This window comes from Thermomonas sp. S9 (assembly GCF_024704365.1).
Taxonomy (GTDB): Bacteria; Pseudomonadota; Gammaproteobacteria; order Xanthomonadales; family Xanthomonadaceae; genus Thermomonas.
The window spans coordinates 229783-245983 of record NZ_JAJDFY010000001.1 but is presented as its reverse complement, the minus strand read 5'-3'; the positions used below and the strand labels follow the sequence as shown (position 1 = coordinate 245983).

General features: G+C 71.2%; 9 protein-coding genes and 3 pseudogenes. 8 read left to right on the top strand and 4 right to left on the bottom strand.

All coding sequences use genetic code 11. The features are described 5' to 3' along the window. Positions 1 to 52: 52 nt before the first annotated feature. The 3 genes from LJB71_RS01225 to LJB71_RS01215 form a co-directional block, all read right to left on the bottom strand. The gene (locus LJB71_RS01225; RefSeq protein ID WP_259304702.1) at positions 53 to 2443 is read right to left on the bottom strand and encodes an EAL domain-containing protein; all 2391 of its coding nucleotides are present in this window, start codon (positions 2441 to 2443) and stop codon (positions 53 to 55) included. Beyond that, the gene (locus LJB71_RS01220) at positions 2443 to 4086 is read right to left on the bottom strand and encodes a hypothetical protein (RefSeq protein WP_259302779.1); all 1644 of its coding nucleotides are present in this window, start codon (positions 4084 to 4086) and stop codon (positions 2443 to 2445) included. The genes LJB71_RS01225 and LJB71_RS01220 overlap by 1 nt, the downstream gene beginning before the upstream one ends. 139 nt (positions 4087 to 4225) lie before the next feature. Next, on the bottom strand, positions 4226 to 5818 hold the full coding sequence (locus LJB71_RS01215; RefSeq protein WP_259302778.1) for a DUF5916 domain-containing protein: 1593 nt from the start codon (positions 5816 to 5818) through the stop codon (positions 4226 to 4228). 64 nt (positions 5819 to 5882) lie between these two features. Here LJB71_RS01215 and LJB71_RS01210 point away from each other — a divergent pair, with 64 nt between their 5' ends. From LJB71_RS01210 to LJB71_RS01195, 4 genes and pseudogenes are all read left to right on the top strand, one after another. Then, positions 5883 to 6551, top strand: a complete 669-nt coding sequence (locus LJB71_RS01210) for a hypothetical protein (protein WP_259302777.1) — start codon at positions 5883 to 5885, stop codon at positions 6549 to 6551. A gap of 161 nt (positions 6552 to 6712) precedes the next feature. Further along, positions 6713 to 8658 (top strand): annotated as a pseudogene (locus LJB71_RS01205) (M1 family metallopeptidase). A 25-nt stretch (positions 8659 to 8683) separates the two neighbouring features. Continuing rightward, positions 8684 to 9664: an alpha/beta hydrolase gene (locus LJB71_RS01200; RefSeq protein ID WP_259302776.1), complete on the top strand. Its 981-nt coding sequence runs from the start codon at positions 8684 to 8686 to the stop codon at positions 9662 to 9664. Positions 9665 to 9699: 35 nt separating this feature from the next. Beyond that, the gene (locus LJB71_RS01195) at positions 9700 to 10428 is read left to right on the top strand and encodes a hypothetical protein (RefSeq protein WP_259302775.1); all 729 of its coding nucleotides are present in this window, start codon (positions 9700 to 9702) and stop codon (positions 10426 to 10428) included. Between the two features lie 31 nt (positions 10429 to 10459). On the opposite strand, the gene LJB71_RS01190 is transcribed toward LJB71_RS01195, so the two are convergent. Beyond that, positions 10460 to 11395: a carbohydrate kinase family protein gene (locus LJB71_RS01190; RefSeq protein ID WP_259302774.1), complete on the bottom strand. Its 936-nt coding sequence runs from the start codon at positions 11393 to 11395 to the stop codon at positions 10460 to 10462. A gap of 223 nt (positions 11396 to 11618) precedes the next feature. Here LJB71_RS01190 and LJB71_RS01185 point away from each other — a divergent pair, with 223 nt between their 5' ends. The 4 genes and pseudogenes from LJB71_RS01185 to mrdA all read left to right on the top strand — a co-directional run. Then, positions 11619 to 12662, top strand: coding sequence for a rod shape-determining protein (locus tag LJB71_RS01185; RefSeq protein ID WP_114959395.1), 1044 nt, complete (start codon positions 11619 to 11621; stop codon positions 12660 to 12662). Between the two features lie 90 nt (positions 12663 to 12752). After that, positions 12753 to 13586 (top strand): annotated as a pseudogene (gene mreC, locus LJB71_RS01180) (rod shape-determining protein MreC); the annotation flags it as partial. Positions 13587 to 13771: 185 nt separating this feature from the next. After that, positions 13772 to 14251: a rod shape-determining protein MreD gene (gene mreD / locus LJB71_RS01175; protein WP_259302773.1), complete on the top strand. Its 480-nt coding sequence runs from the start codon at positions 13772 to 13774 to the stop codon at positions 14249 to 14251. Between the two features lie 3 nt (positions 14252 to 14254). After that, positions 14255 to 16099 (top strand): annotated as a pseudogene (mrdA, locus tag LJB71_RS01170) (penicillin-binding protein 2); the annotation flags it as partial. Positions 16100 to 16201 lie beyond the last annotated feature (102 nt).

Below are 16201 nucleotides of genomic sequence, written 5' to 3'. Positions count from 1 at the left end.
CCGAGCGCCCGTTGCCGCAGGGACGCCCCGCCGCGACCCGGCGTGACCGCGGTCACGCTTTTCCGTCCGGTGCCAGCCAGTACGCCGCCGGCTGCGGGCGCCCGAACAGGAAGCCCTGCGCGCACTGGCAGCCGATTTCCAGCAGCGCCTGCCGCTGCGCCTCGGTCTCCACCCCTTCCGCCACCACGTTCAGATCCAGCGACTGCGCCAGGCTCAGGACCGCGCGAATGATCGCGATGCTGCGCTGTGCGTCGGCCTGGTCGAGATCGCGGATGAAACTGCGGTCGATCTTGATCTTCTTCAGCGGGAAGCGGTGGGCGTGGCTGAGCGAGGAATAGCCGGTGCCGAAATCGTCCAGCGCGGCGCCGATGCCGGCATCGCGCAGCCGTTGCAGGATGCGCGCGGCGGCGTCCGGATCGCCGAGCAGGGTGCTTTCGGTCACCTCGATCTGCAGCCGCTGCGGCGGGAACCCGGTCTCGCGCAGCAGCTCCAGCAGGCGCTGGTCGAAATCCTCGTACTGGAAATGGCGCGGCGAGATGTTGATGCTGATGAAGCCGCCGCTGGCCACCAGCGGCGCGCCGGCAGTGCAGGCCAGGCGGTACATGTGCCAGTCGATCGCCTCGATCAGCCCGCTTTCCTCGGCCACCGGCAGGAACTCGCCCGGGCCGAGCACGCCGCGCACCGGGTGCTGCCAGCGGAGCAGCGCCTCGTAGCCGACCGTGCTGCGGTCGTCCATGCGTACGATCGGCTGGAAGTAGGGCACGAATTCGCCCGCGTGCAGCGCGTTGCGCAGGGCCAGCTCCAGCTCCAGCACGTTCATCGCCGCGCTCTGCTGGCTTTCGTCGAACAGCACGAAGCGCTGGCGGCCGGTGGACTTGGCGCGGTACAGCGCCACGTCGGCATCGTGCAGGATCTCGTCGATGGCCAGATAGCGGTCGTGGCTGATGGCGATGCCGATGCTGACCGAGGCCTGCAGCTCGCGCTCGCCGAGCGTGAGCGGCGCCTGCATGCGCGCCAGAATGCGCTGCGCGACCTTGACCGCGGTGGCCGGCTGCGCGCCCTCCTCCAGCAGGATCGCGAATTCGTCTCCGGACAGGCGCGCCACGATGTCGGGGCCGCGCACGCAGTCCAGTAGCCGTCGCGAGACCTCGCGCAGGACCGCATCGCCGGTCAGATGGCCGAGGCTGTCGTTGAACAGCTTGAAGCGGTCCACGTCGAGGTACAGCAGGGCGAAGGCGTGTTCGGGGTTGCGCTGCTGGCTGGACAGCGCGCGCTGCAGGCGGTCGCGCAGGTACAGGCGGTTGGGCAGCCCGGTCAGCGGGTCGTGCATCACCTGGTGCTTGAGCTGCGCCTCGACCTGCTCGCGCACCGCGATCTCGCGGCGCAGCTCGCGGGTGCGCGCCTGCACGCGCTGTTCCAGCTCGGCATTCAGGCGCTCCAGCGCTTCGGCATGCCGCCGGCGCTGCACGCTGCTGGCGATCTGCTGCGCCACGAAATCCAGCAACTTGGCGTCCTGCTCGGTATAGACCAGATTCGGGCGGTAGCTTTGCACTGCGACCAGGCCCATCACGCCGCCCGGTCCGCACAGCGGGGCGCCCAGCCAGCACACCGCCGGCACACGGGTGGCGTAATGGTCGGCGTCGATCTCGCCGTGCGCCACCAGCGCGCGGACACCGGCGTCGTCGATCAGCAGCGGCCCGGTCTGGCGCAGCGCGTATTCGGTCAGCCCATGGCCCAGCGGACGATCGGCGCGATCTTCCCCGGCGGCGTCGACCGTGTACGGGATCTGCAAGTGCTGACCGTCGGGCGAGAGCAGCGCGATGTAGAAGTTCTCGGCGTCGATCAGCTCGCCCACCGCCTGGTGGATGCTGCGGTAGAACTCCGCATCGCACTGCTCGCCATTGGCCAGCGCGGCGATTTTGTACAGGGTGGCCTGCAGGTGCGCGGCGCGCTCGCGCTCGGCGATCTGGACCTGCAGCTGGGCATTGGCTTCGGCCAGTTCGCGGGTGCGCTCCACCACGCGGCGTTCGAGTTCCTCCTGGCCGCGCTTGCGCTCCACCGCATTCAGCACGTGCTCGGCCACGAAGCTGAGCACCGCGCAGTCGGACTGGGTGTAGCTCATGCCTTCCTGGTAGCTCTGCACCACCAGCGCGCCGTAAATCTGGCCGTCGCGCTGCATCGGCACGCCCATGAAATCCACCGACGGCGTGCCGATGCCGTCCTCCGGTGGCAGCCCCAGCAGCTCCACGATCTCCTCCGATGGCCCGCGCACCGCGCGGCCGTGGCGGATCAGGCCCAGGGTCAGGCTGCCGCGCATCTGCGCCGCCGGGATCTCCTGGTCGGGGTCGTACATCCCGCCGTCCATCTGGTCGACGAAGTAGATGAAGCGCAAGGTGTCGCGCTGTGGGTCGTACAGCGCGATGTAGAAGTTCTCCGCATACATCAGCCGACCGATGATCTGGTGCAGCCCGCGCAGCAGGCTCTGCATGTCGCGGTCGGAGGCGGCCAAATCGGCGATCGCGAACAGGGCGTGCTGCAATTGCTCGGCCTGCTCCAGGTCCTGCACCGAAGCGCGCAGGCGCCGGAACGCGAACAGTTCGGCCAGGCGCTGCCCGGCCAGTGCGACCAGGCGGCTGGGGCCCGGCTCCAGCCGCGCCAGCGCCCCGTGCGGCGCCAGCAGCACGGCACCGGCATCGGCCGCGCCGGGCGGCAGCAGGCGGGTATCGGGGCCCCGGCGCCACTGGGCGGACGCCCGGAGAAGGCGGCGACGGCCGCTTGCCGGCGTGCGCTCGTGGCGCTTTCCGGCGGCTCGAACAGCAACGCGCCGTGGTCGGTCCAGGCCACGGCATGGGCCTGGCGGCCGCACTCGGCCAGCCCGCGCAGCAGCGCAGCAGCGGTTTCGCGCACGCTGGCTGCGGTGGCGATCGCCAGCCCCGCCGGCGCGATCCCGGGCAAGGCACCGCCCGCGTCCGCGCCGGTCGCGCCCTGCTGTTCCGTCTGCCCGCCTTCGCTCATGCCTTGGCCTCTCCCGTGCAGGCGCGTGCCGGCATCCCCATGCCGGAGTCCGCGCATGCGAGGCAGGCACGGACGCCTTGGCGAGTATATCGGCAGGGTTCGCCCAAGCTGTTGCCCGGCCTGCCTGGACTCAGCGCCCGGGGGCGGAGCAGCCGCCAGGCGGTGCTGCGCATCCTGCACGTAATCGGCCAGGTACCAGCGGCCGTCGATCCGCACCGCGGTCGCCAGGGTGTCGATCGGGGTTCCGGCCAGGGTGTACTGCAGGCGCAACCGCGCGCGGTCGCCGGTCTGCTCGACCAGGCTGACGTGCAGGCTGCGCAGGCTGGCATCCAGGTCGAGGCCGTACTGCTGGCGCAGCTGCGCCAGCAGGGTGGCGAAGAACGGGGACAGCCGGTTCAGGCTCTGGGTCATGCCCAGCGCTGCGAACGCGGGCCAGCCGGCCTTGCCGTCGATGCCGCTGCGCACCGCCGCCGCCGAGAGCGCGGTGAAGAAGCGCTGCGCGCGCGCCGGATCGTCCAGTGGCGCGGCGATCGCCCAGCGCCCGAGGGCGGCGATCGCCTGCGCGGCGTGGTCGCGTTCGTCCGCGCTGTAGCCGGGATCGCGCTGGACATATTCGGTGCCGAACACCACTAGCGTGCGCACCGCCTGGTCGATGTCGGCGTCGGCGCCGGCGAACTGCTTGCGGAAGGTCGCCATCAGCAGCCGGTCCGCGCCCGGCGCCTGCAGCGCGGCCAGCATCGCCGGGATGCGCGCATCCAGCGGCAGCTCGTCCAGCGGCCAGCGGCTGCGGCCGTCGCGCCAGGCGCGTCGCAGCTCGGCGTGCAGCGCGGGCGGCACCGCCACCCGCGCGAAGCCCAGCCCGTCGCGCGCCAGCAGGCGGTCGCGCAGCACGTACACCGCATCCACCGGGCGCGCGGCCGGCACCGGCGCGCCGGCCTCCTGCACGCCGTCCGGTGCCGCGGGCGCGGAGGACTGCCGGCAGCCGGCCAACCCCGCCAGCAGCGCCACCAGCACAAGCACGAAGGCCGCGTGGCGGCGAAGGGTCGGCGGCAGGGCATCCCGAAGCGGCATGCGCGGAGTGTCGCGGCCGCGCGCGTGCGAGGCAAGCAGCAGCCGTCGCACTTCGTCTATATCTGTCGCCGTCGCGGCCGCGCGCGTGCGAGGCAAGCCGGCCCGCGCGCGCTCCCTTACTTCGCCTGGTGGGCCAGGATCACGGCTGCCAGCCGTAGCTGAGCTTGATGAACACGCTGCGGGTATCCCCGAACAGGGCGGGATGGTCGTCGTCGAGGAAGCCGCCCCAGGCGCCGCCGGCGTACAGCGCGGTGCGCGGGTTGAGCTTGTAGGAATAGACCAGCTGCGCGGCGCGGTCGCGGGCATGCTGGTTGACGGTCTCCGTGTACAGCGCCTGGTTGCGCTCCACGTTGCTGCCCTGCAGGGTCAGGCGCAGGCGCTGGCGCGGAGTGAGCTGCCAGCTGCCGCCGAGGTTGGCGATGTTGGCGGTGAACGCGGTGCCGCCGTCGCGGCGCAGGCGCTGGTGGACGAGGTCCCAGTTCAGGTTGATACCGCGCGCGAGATCGGTCTCGCCGTTGAGGTTCAGCAGCAGGCGCTGGCCCAGGCGCGATCCGGTCAGGTCGAGCACGCGGCCATTGTTCGCGGCCAGGCCCAGGCGCAGGCTGGGCAGCGGCCACAGCCCGGCGAACAGCGACAGGTCGTGCTCGTGGTACAGCGCGCCGTTCCAGAAACGGGTGCGCACCAGCGGCGCGAGGCTGAAGTTGCTGCGCATCGGGCCCTGCACGGCCAGGCTCAGCTTGACGTCGCGTTGCAGCAGCTGCCCGTCGAAGCGCGTGCTGGTGCCGCCGCTGGCAGCCAGACTGATGCGGTTGAACGCGGCATCGTCGCGGTACCAGACGCGGTTGCCGGACAGCGCGCTGCGGCGGTAGCCGACCTGGCCGATGAAGCCGAGATCGGCGCGGAAGCCGGGGCCGATGTCCACGTGCAGGGCGCTCAAGCCCCAGTGGCGGTTGCCGTAGCTGTACTGCACCTGCCAGGCATTGCCGGATGGGCGCGGGTTGCCGCCGAGTTCGTCGGCATAGGCGCCCACGATCGCCTGCGGATAGCGCGCGTCGCTGTGCAGCAGCTGCGCCGACAGGGTGTGCCCGCCCTGCTGCCAGCGCGCATCCAACCCAGCCACGCCGTTGGCGTAGTTCTCGCCGCGGCGGAAGGTGCCGATCACGCCGACGCTGGCGTGCTGGTTGAAGTCGTAGCGGTAGCGGCCGACCGCCACGTCGGCCTTCTGGTCCAGCGACTGGAAGCTGGAACCCAGCACGCCCGGCACCAGCAGCTGGGTGGTGGCGTCGCGCGCCAGCAGCGCGCCGTAGGTGCTGCCGTCGCTGCGCCCGGTGATGCGCAGCCCGAAATCGGGGTCGGCGATCTGGCGGGTGTAGAGCACGTTCAGCGGGGTGGTGAAGTAGTCCGCGCCCTCCAGGAAGAACGGCCGCTTCTCCTGGTAGAACAGGGCGAAGCCGTCGTTGAAGTTGACCTGCAGCTGGTCGGTCTCGACCTGCGAAAAATCCGGGTTCAGGGTGGCGTTGAGCGTCATCGCCGGCGAGGGTGCCCAGCTCACGTCCAGCCCCGGCGAGACCTTGGAATCGGTCCTGCCCCAGGGCGTGCCGGCGGCGTCGCGGGTCTGGCCGAGGCCGGCGGTGAGGGTGGGCACCAGCGCCAGGTTGCGGCCCTGGTGCACGCCCTCCATCCCGGTGTACTGGCCCCATTCGCACTGGAAGCAGCGCGAGTCGCGCGGCACCCGGTGGCTGGCGAGCAGATGGCGCTTGTCGCGCGGCCAGTTGCGGAGCAGCGAGATCCCCCCAATGCTGCAGGCCGCCGCCGCGCGGGAAGCGCAGGGTCGAGAACGGAATCCGGATCTCCACGTCGTAACCGCTCGCGGTCAGCCGCCCGGCGCTCTGCCACAGGCCATCCCAGCTCGGATCCTCCTGGTTGGCGGGGTTGCTCTCGTCGCGGATCAGGTCGGCCTGCACGCCCAGCGGGTTGACGATCAGCTCGTAGCCGCGGCGGTGGTCGTTGAAGGTGTCCAGGAACACGCCCACCCAGTCGTCGTTGAACGCGCTGTCGCGGTCGCGCAGGTGGGCCTGGATGCGCGCGGGATCGGGGTCTTCGGCATGGAAGGCGAAGTACAGCGTGTCGCGGTCGTAGCCGATGCGCACGCGGGTTTTCACCGGCGCCGGGGTGTTGTCGCCGGGCTGGATGTCGTAGGCGATCTCCTGCACCAGCGCGCCCTGCCAGGCGGCGTCGTCGAGCTTGCCGTCGATCACGATCGGCCCCTGCAGCAGCGGGATGCGGCCGCCGGGCACGGTGGCCGGCGGCGGGGCGGTCGCTTGAGTGCCGGTGCCGGCACGGGCGAACGGGGCGCACAGCAGCAGGGCGGCGATCAGGGCATGCGGTTTCAAGCGGGGCATCTGGCGGGAGTCGTGAATGTGGTGTTGGCAGGGATGCCGCGGGCGCCGCCACGGTTGCCATGACCGATGGCAGGGGTGGCGACGGTTCCGGCCGGCGTGGCGGGCACGATGCCCGTGATGCGCGCGCCCCCGAAGTGCCGCAGGTGGGTGCGACCTTCGGCACGGCGGCGGCGCGCGGGCGATGGCGCTAAACTCGGTGCTTTCCGCTGCAAGGCCCGATATCCATGCGTCAGCTGCTCCTGTCCGCCGCCATCGCCGCCGCGCTGGGCGCGCCCCTCGCCGCCTGCAACCGCGCGCCCGCCCCGGAAACCGCCGCCACCCCCGCCGCCGCGCCCGCCGTGGCCGAGAAAATCGTGGACGAACATTCCTTCTCGCAGCCGGACAAGGTCCGTATCACCGACCTTGCGCTGGACCTCGCGCTCGACTTCGACAGGAAGGTCATCAGCGGCACCGCCACCTATACCCTCGACTGGCTGGACAAGTCCGCCACGGCGCTGGTGCTGGACACCCGCGACCTCACCATCGACAAGGCCGAGGGCCTGGGCGCGGACGGCAAGTGGACGCCGCTGCAGTTCTCGCTGTCGGACAAGGACAAGGTGCTGGGCAGCGCGCTGACCATCGAGACGCCGACCCGCCCGGCCAAGGTGCGCGTCACCTACGCCACCTCGCCGGAGGCCTCCGGCCTGCAGTGGCTGGCGCCGGCGATGACCGAGGGCGGCAAGCTGCCCTTCATGTTCAGCCAGTCGCAGCAGATCCACGCGCGCTCGTGGGTGCCGCTGCAGGACACCCCGCAGGTGCGCTTCACCTACAGCGCGCATGTGAAGGCGCCGAAGGACGTGATGGTGCTGATGAGCGCCGACAACGACCCGAACGCGGTGCGCGACGGCGATTACAGCTTCAAGATGCCGCAGAAGATCCCGTCCTATCTGCTGGCGATCGCCGCCGGCGATTTGGTCTTCAAGCCGATCTCCGCGCGCAGCGGGGTGTGGGCCGAGCCGGCGATGGTGGACAAGGCCGCGCACGAGTTCGAAGACACCGAGAAGATGATCGACACCGCAGAGTCGCTGTACGGCCCGTACCGCTGGGGCCGCTACGACCTCTTGGTGCTGCCGCCCAGCTTCCCTACGGCGGCATGGAGAACCCGCGCCTGACCTTCGCCACCCCGACCGTGATCGTCGGCGACAAGTCGCTGGTGTCGCTGGTCGCGCACGAGCTGGCGCACAGCTGGTCCGGCAACCTGGTCACCTTCGCCACCGACAAGGACGCCTGGCTCAACGAGGGCACCACCACCTACGTGCAGAGCCGCATCACCGAGGCCCTGTACGGCCGCGACATGGCCGACATGGAGGAGGTGATCGACCGCGACGAGCTCGAGCAGGAATACAAGACCCTGCGTCCCGAGCTGCAGCGGCTTTCGCTCAAGCCGGGCACCCTGGCCGATCCGGACGACCAGTCCAGCGCCACCGTGTACACCAAGGGCGCGTGGTTCCTGGAGTTTCTGGAGAAGCGTTTCGGCCGCGACGTGTTCGATCCGTGGCTGAAGGGCTATTTCGACCACTTCGCGTTCCAGAGCATCACCACGGCGCAGTTCCGCGATTACCTCAAGACCACCCTGATCGACAAGCACCCGAACGTGGTGACGATGCAGGAGGTGGACCAGTGGCTGTACGAGCCGGGCATCCCCGGCAACGCGCCGCAGGTGGAGTCGGCCAAGTTCGCCACCGTGAACGCCGCGCGCATCGCCTGGCAGGGCAGCGGCCAGCTGCCGGCGAAGGCGGTGACCGATGCCTGGACCACCCAGGAGTGGGTGCACTTCCTGGAGACCATGCCGGCCACGCTCAAGCCGGAGCAGCTGGCGCAGCTGGACGCGGCCTACCACTTCACCGGCACCGCCAACGGCGAGATCGCGATGCGCTGGTACCCGCTGGCCGAGCGCAGCGGCTACACCGCCGCGCGCGAGGAGATGGGCAAGTTCCTGGAGAAGGTCGGGCGGCGCAAGCTGATCCTGCCGATCTACAAGGCGCTGGTGGCCACCCCGGACGGGCTGGCGTTCGCCGAGCAGGTGTTCGCCAAGGCCCGGCCGGGCATGCATCCGATCACCGCCGGCTCGGTGCAGGCGATCCTGGACGCCGCCAAGGCGCAGGCGACGCCGGCCGCCGCCGCGCCGTGAGCCGGCGCCAGGCGCACGGGCCGGGATGGACGGCGCGCGCACGTTCGCTGCGCTGCTGCTGACGCTCGCCGCGCTGGCCGCACTGGCGGCGGTGTGGGCGTGGGTGCGGGAACCGTACCGCCTGCTGCGCCTGGTCTTCGCCCTGCTGCGCCTGGCGCTGGGCCTGCGCCGGCGCCAGGTGCAGGTGGCTGGGCATCGCTGGGTGTATGCCGAGCGCCGCGCGCGCGATCCGGCGGCGCCGACCCTGGTGCTGCTGCACGGGTTCACCGGCAGCAAGGAGAACTGGTATCTGCTGGCGCGCGCGCTCGGCCGTCGCTGCCACCTGCTGATCCCCGACCTGCCCGGCTGGGGCGAGTCCGAGCGCAAGCCGGGGGCCGCCTACGGCTTCGTCGAGCAGGCGGAGCGCGTGGCCGCGTTCATCGCCGCATGCTCGCCTTTGCGGCCGGTGGTGCTGGTCGGGCATTCGATGGGCGGCGGGATCGCCGCGCTGGTCGCCGCCCGCCATCCGCAGCGGGTGGCGCGCGTGGCCCTGCTGAGCGCCGCCGGGGTGCGTTTTGCCGACAATGCCTTCGGGCTGGCGGTGCTGGCCGGCGAGAATCCCTTCGCCGTGCACGATGCCGCCTCGCTGCGCCGCTATCTGCACACGGTGTTCTTCGATCCTCGCGCCATGCCCTGGTTGCCGTGGCCGCTGTCCGCCGCGCTGATCGCCCGCCGCCGCGCCGACGCCGCGTTCGAGCAGGCGGTGCTCGACCAGATCGGGCGCGGGCCGGACAGCCTGCGGCCCGGCGAGGAGGCGGTGCGGATCCGCCAGCCCGCGCTGCTGGTCTGGGGCCGGCAGGACGCGGTGATCGACCCCAGCGCGCTGGCGCTGTACGCCGCGCGCATTCCGCACGCGCGGCAGCGGCTGCTGGACGGCTGCGGGCACATGACGCCGGTGGAGCGCGCGCGCGAGGTCGCGCAGGCGCTGGTGGCCTGGATCGAGGACACACCCGCCGCGTCCGGCTAAGCTTTCCGCTTCCCGCAGACTGCTTTGATGCCGCCATGTCCCGCGCCGCCCTGCCCGCCGCGTTCGCCGTGTTTGCCGCCGCCGCCCTGCTGCTGGCCGCCTGCCAGCGCGGCGAGGATCCGAAGGTCGCCGCCCAGGCCGCGGCGAAGGAGCAGGCCGCCGCCGCGATGGAGAAACAGTTCGAGGACGCGGTGGCGGCGCAGAACTGGCGCCTGGCCAAGGGCTATGCCGAGGTGCTGCAGGTGGACTACCCGACCAGCGCCGCCGCGCAACGGGTCAAGCCGCGGCTGGACGAAGTGCGCGCCAGGGCCGAGGCCCAGGTGCAGCAGCAGCGGCTGGCCGCGCTATGGAGCTACGACGACATCCCGGTTGCGGGCGGTGGCCATCAGCTGTCGGCGGCGATCTATTCGCAGGAGCCGGTGGATACCGACGGCAGCGGCGCGCATCCGGTGCGGCTGATCTTCCGCGATCATCCCCAGTGGGGCCGCAGCGCCTATCTGGTGCTGCAGGCCGGCGATTTCGACTGCTACCGCGGCTGCCGGCTCAAGGTCACGCTGGACGGCCAGGTGCACACCCTGCCGGGCTCGCGCCCGAAGACCGACGAGGCCATCGCCATGTTCATCGACGACTGGAGGGGCCTGTGGAAGCTCGCCAGGTCCGGCAAGCAGCTGGCGATCGAATTCCCCACCCGCGACGTCGGCGCGCGCACCGCCCAGTTCGAGGTCGGCGGGCTGGACCCGGCCCGGCTGCCGAAGTGGAACTGAAGGCGCGCGTGGCGCGCCCGGCGGCCCCGCCTCAGGCCAGCGCGTAGCCGAACTGCTGGCGGAACTGCTCGGCGAATTCGGCGTAGTCGAAGCGCTGGTTCTGGGTGCCGGGGTGCTCGACCTTGAGCGCGCCCATCAGGTTGCCCATGCGGCCGATGGTCTCCCAGTCGTAGCCCTTCTCGATGCCGAAGATCAGGCCGGCGCGGAAGGCGTCGCCGCAGCCGGTGGGGTCGGTGACGCGGCGCTCGTGCGCCGGCGGGATGCGGTAGCTGGTGCCGTCGGCGTGGATCTCCGCGCCCTTGGGGCCGCGGGTGGTGATGTAGGCCTTCACCTTGCCGGCGATGTCGCGCTCGCTCCAGCCGGTGCGTTCCTGCAGCAGGTTGGATTCGTAGTCGTTCACGCAGACGTAGTCGGCCTGCTCGATGAAGCGGCGCAGCTCCTCGCCGTTGAACAGCGGCATGGCCTGGCCGGGGTCGAAGATGAACGGGATGCCGGCCTCGGCGAACTCGCGCGCGTTCTGCAGCATGCCTTCATAGCCGTCCGGGCTGACGATGCCGATGGTGACGCCCGGCACGTCCTTCACGTGGTTTTCAAAGCTGCGCATCATCGCGCCGGGATGGAAGGCGGTGATCTGGTTGTTGTCGTGGTCGGTGGTGATGAACGCCTGCGGGGTGAACAGCTCGTCGATCACCTTCACGTGCGCCAGGGTGATGCCCTGCTCGGTGAACCACTCGCGGTAGGGGCCGAAATCGGCACCGACGGTGGCCATCGGGATCGGGTCGCCGCCCAGCAGCTTGAGGTTGTAGGCGATGTTGCCGGCGCAGCCGCCGAACTCGCGGCGCATCCGCGGCACCAGGAACGACACGTTCAGGATGTGCACCTTGTCCGGCAGGATGTGGTTCTTGAACTGGTCGGGGAACACCATGATGGTGTCGTAGGCCAGCGAGCCGCAGATCAGGGCTGCCATGGACGCCTCGGTCGTTAGGAATGCAGGGCCGCGAATGATACCCGCCCGGCCCGGCCGGCGGCATCGCCGCTGAATGCCGGCGGGGCGGTTCCTTGCCGCCGGCGGGGGGCGTTGCTAGGCTTGTCCGCCCCCCGGCGTCCGCCGCGGCTCCCCCGCCCCAGGCGAGCATTCTCCCGTACCGCGTCGCGTACGCGGCCCACCCCCATTCCGGCACGACACCCGCATGTTCAAGTTTCTCAGGGGCTATTTCTCCAGCGACCTGTCCATCGACCTCGGTACCGCCAACACGCTGATCTATGTGCGCGGCCAGGGCATCGTCCTCAACGAGCCGTCGGTGGTGGCGGTGCGCCAGGACCGCGGCGGCGGCGCCAAGGCGGTGGCGGCGGTCGGCAGCGAGGCCAAGCAGATGCTCGGCCGCACGCCCGGCCACATGACCACGGTGCGGCCGATGAAGGACGGCGTGATCGCCGACTTCACCTACACCGAGGAGATGCTCAAGCACTTCATCCGCAAGGTGCACAAATCGCGCGTGCTGCGGCCCAGCCCGCGGGTGCTGGTGTGCGTGCCGGCCGGCAGCACCCAGGTGGAGCGCCGTGCGATCAAGGAATCGGCCGAGGAGGCCGGCGCGCGCGAGGTGTACCTGATCGAGGAGCCGATGGCCGCGGCGATCGGCGCCGGCATGCCGGTGACCGAGGCGCGCGGCTCGATGGTGGTGGACATCGGCGGCGGCACCACCGAGGTGGCGGTGATCGCGCTGAACGGCATCGTGTACTCGCAGTCGGTGCGGATCGGCGGCGACCGCTTCGACGAGTCGATCATCAACTACGTGCGCCGCCACCACGGCATGCTGATCGGCGATGCCACCGCCGAGCGGATCAAGCTGGAGCTGGGCAACGCGTTCCCGCAGCAGCAGGTGCGCGAGATCGAGATCTCCGGCCGGCATCTGGCCGAGGGCGTGCCCAAGATCATCACCATCAATTCCAACGAAGTGCTGGAGGCGCTGCGCGAGCCGCTGGCCGGGATCGTGTCCGCGATCAAGCTGGCGCTGGAGCAGACCCCGCCGGAGCTGTGCGCGGACGTGGCCGAGCGCGGCATCGTGCTGACCGGCGGCGGCGCCCTGCTGCGCGACCTCGACAAGCTCATCAGCGGCGAGACCGGCCTGCACGTGCAGGTGGCCGACGACCCGCTGACCTGCGTCGCCCGCGGCGGCGGTCGCGCGCTGGAGCTGGTGGACATGCACGGCAACGAGTTCTTCGCGCCGGACTGAGCGCGCCCACGCGGCAGCGCGGTCACCGTCTGCCGGCGTCCTCGTCACGGCCGTTTTCTCTTCTTCGATCTCTCGCATAGTCCTTGCCCGATGCCCCAGGCCGGCCCTTCCGCATCCCGTCCCGGCGATATCGCCGGCGTGCTGCGGTTGCTGGCCTACCTGGTGGCGGCCGGCGCGCTGATGGTGCTGGATTTCCGCGGCGGCTGGCTGCACGCCGTGCGCGCGCAGGCTGAGGCACTGGTGCAGCCGCTGTGGTGGCTGGCGGCACAACCGGCGCGGCTGGCGATCGGTGTGCGCGAGAACGCGGTCTCGCGCAGCCAGCTGATCGCCGACAACGCCCGCCTGCGCCAGGAGTTGTTGCTGACCACCGCCCGCAACGCGCGCCTGCAGATGGTGGCGGCCGAAAACGCGCGCCTGCGTGGCCTGCTCGACAGCGCCGCGCGCGCGCCTGGACGTGCAACTGGCCGGCGTGCTCGACGTCGATCTCGATCCCAGCCGCCAGCGCCTGCTGCTGGACGCCGGCAGCCGCAGCGGCGTACGCGTGGGGCAGGCGGTGATCGATGCCGGCGGGCTGCTGGGGCAGGTGATCGCCACCACCCCGGCCACCGCGACCGTGCTGCTGGTGACCGATCCCGACCACGCGGTGCCGGTGATGGTGGCGCGCAGCGGGTACGCCTGGTGGTGTACGGCACCGGCCGCAGCGATCGCCTGCAGCTGGCCGACGTGCCGCTGTCGGCGGACGTGCGCGAGGGCGATGAACTGCTCACCTCCGGGCTCGGCAGCCGCTTCCCGCCGGGATTCGCGGTGGGCCGGGTGGCCGCGCTGCGCGCCGACGACAGCCGCGCCTTCCTCGAGGCCGACGTGATCCCCGCCGCGCAGCTCGACCGTGGCCGCGACGTGCTACTGCTGCGCGGCTACCAACCGCCGCTGCCGGCCTGCCCGCCGGCCCCGGCCCCGACCGGCAAGAAGCCGGCCGCCGTGGCGCCCGCCGCCGGCGCCTGCGTACCGTCCGCGGCGGCGCCAGCACCAACACCAACATCAGCCGGGGCGGCGCCCGCGGCCGTTGCGCCTACCGCGCCCGCCGCCCGTCGCCCGCCGGAGCGTGCGCGATGAGCCGGCCGCGCAATACCTGGGTGCTGCCGCTCAGCCTCGCCGCGGCGCTGCTGCTGGGGCTGGTGCCGCTGCCGGAGGCGCTGCAGCCGCTGCGTCCGTACTGGTTGGCGCTGGTGCTGGCGTACTGGCTGCTGGAGGCGCCGCAGCGGGTGGGGCTGGGCAGCGCGTTCGTGCTCGGCCTGCTGGCCGACCTCGCGTTCGGCAGTCTGCTGGGCGAGCAGGCGCTGCGGCTGGTGGTGCTGGCCTTCATCATCGAGCGCTTCCGCGCGCGCCTGCGCTTTTTCCCGATGTCGCAGCAGACCCTGGCACTGGGCGTGCTGCTGTTCAACGACCGCATCATCACCGCGGTGATCCACCTGCTGATGGGCGCGCCGCAGCTGGCCTGGGCCTACTGGCTGGCACCGCTGCTGGGCATGCTGCTGTGGCCGCCGCTGCACCTGCTGCTGGACGCGGCGCGCCTGCGCCGGCGGGGCTGAGCCATGTTGCGGCGGATGCGGCCACTCAAGGACCATGCCGGCGAGGCGGCGCTGTTCCGGCGGCGCGCGCTGGTGGGCCTGCTGGCGGCGCTGGGCGGGCTGGCGGTGCTGGCTGGCTGGTATTTCAACCTGCAGGTGACCCAGCATGCGCTGTACGCCACCCGCTCCGAGCGCAACCGCCTGCGGCTGGTGCCGGTGGCGCCGGCGCGCGGGCTGATCTACGACCGCAAGGGCCGCATCCTGGCCGACAACGTGGCCGCCTGGCGACTGGACGCAGTGCCCGAGCGCGCCGGCGACGGCGTGGCTCTGCTGCGCGCGCTGCAGGGCGTGGTGGCGCTGGATGCCGAGCAGCAGCAGCGCTTCCTGCGCGACTACCGCGCGGCGCGCCCGTTCAAGCCGGTCACCCTCAAGCTGCGCCTCAGCGACGAGGAGGCCGCGCGCTTCGCCGCCAACCGCTGGCGTTTCCCCGGGGTGGACCTGGTGCCCTACCTCGGGCGGGTGTATCCGTACGGCGCGCTGTTCGCGCACGTGATCGGCTACGTCGGGCGCGCCGACGAGCACGACCTGGAGAAGCTGGGCGAGGCCGCCGCGGCCTATACCCACGTCGGCAAGAGCGGGCTGGAGCGCTATTACGAGGACGAACTGCGCGGGCGCCCCGGCTACCGCCGGCTGGAGACCAACGTCGCCGGGCGCACCGTGCGCGCGCTCGACACCGTGCCCGCAGTGCCCGGGCACGACTTGCGGCTGTCGATCGACGCCGACTTGCAACAGGCGATGGTGGATGCCTTCGGCGACCTGGAAGGCTCGGCGGTGGCCATCGACCCGCGCACCGGCGAGGTCCTGGCGATGGTCAGCCTGCCCAGCTTCGACCCCAACCTGTTCGTCAACGGCATCCGCCATGCCGACTTCCAGGCCCTCAACGACAACCCTTCGCGCCCGCAGTTCAATCGGCTGGTACAGGGAGGCGTGGCGCCCGGCTCGACGGTCAAGCCGTTTCTGGCCCTGGCCGGGCTGGACAGCGGCCTGCGCCGGCCCGAAGACAAGGTGTTGTCCACCGGCATGTTTTATTTGCCCGGCTTCAAGCGCGGCTATGGCGATTCCCACCGCGGCGGTCACGGCTGGACCGATCTGCGCAAGTCGATCTATGAATCGGTCAACACCTACTACTACCGGCTGGCGCTCGACATGGGCATCGACCGCGTCGATCAGTACATGGCCCGCTACGGTTTCGGTGCACCGACTGGCATTGATCTGCCCGGCGAAATCGCCGGCATCCTGCCCTCACCCGCCTGGAAGGCCCAGCATGCCCGTCGGCAAGGGCCGTGGTATCCCGGCGACACCGTGATCACCGCGATCGGCCAGGGCTTCTGGAAGGTCACCCCGCTGCAGTTGGTGCAGGGCACCGGCGCGCTGGCCACTGGCTGGCTGCGCCCGCCGCATCTGGTCAAAGCGGTTCGCACCGGCTTCGGCGCCCCCTGGCAGCCGGTGCAGGTCACGCCCAAACGCCGCATCAGCGACAATCCGCAGCATCTGCAGGTGGTGCGCGAAGGCATGATCGGCACCGTGCACGGCCCCGGCACCGCCACCAACATCCGCCCCGGGTTGACCTATCTGATCGCCGGCAAGACCGGCACCGCGCAGGTGGTCAGCCGGCGCGGCAATACCGCGGTCAACCCCAAGAGCCTGCCGCTCCATCTGCGTCACCGCGCCCTGTTCATCGCCTACGCACCGGCCAATGATCCGCAGATCGCCATTGCGGTCGCGGTGGAAGGCGGTGGTTACGGTGCCGACACCGCTGCGCCGATCGCCCGCAAGGTGTTCGACGCCTGGCTGCTGGGCAAAATGCCGACCCCCGCAGCCAGCACCGGCGCCACCCTTCCGGCACAGCCGGCGCGGGTGGACTTCTCCGGCGTGCGGGGCACCCCCGGATGCCGAGCCGGTGCCGCCGTC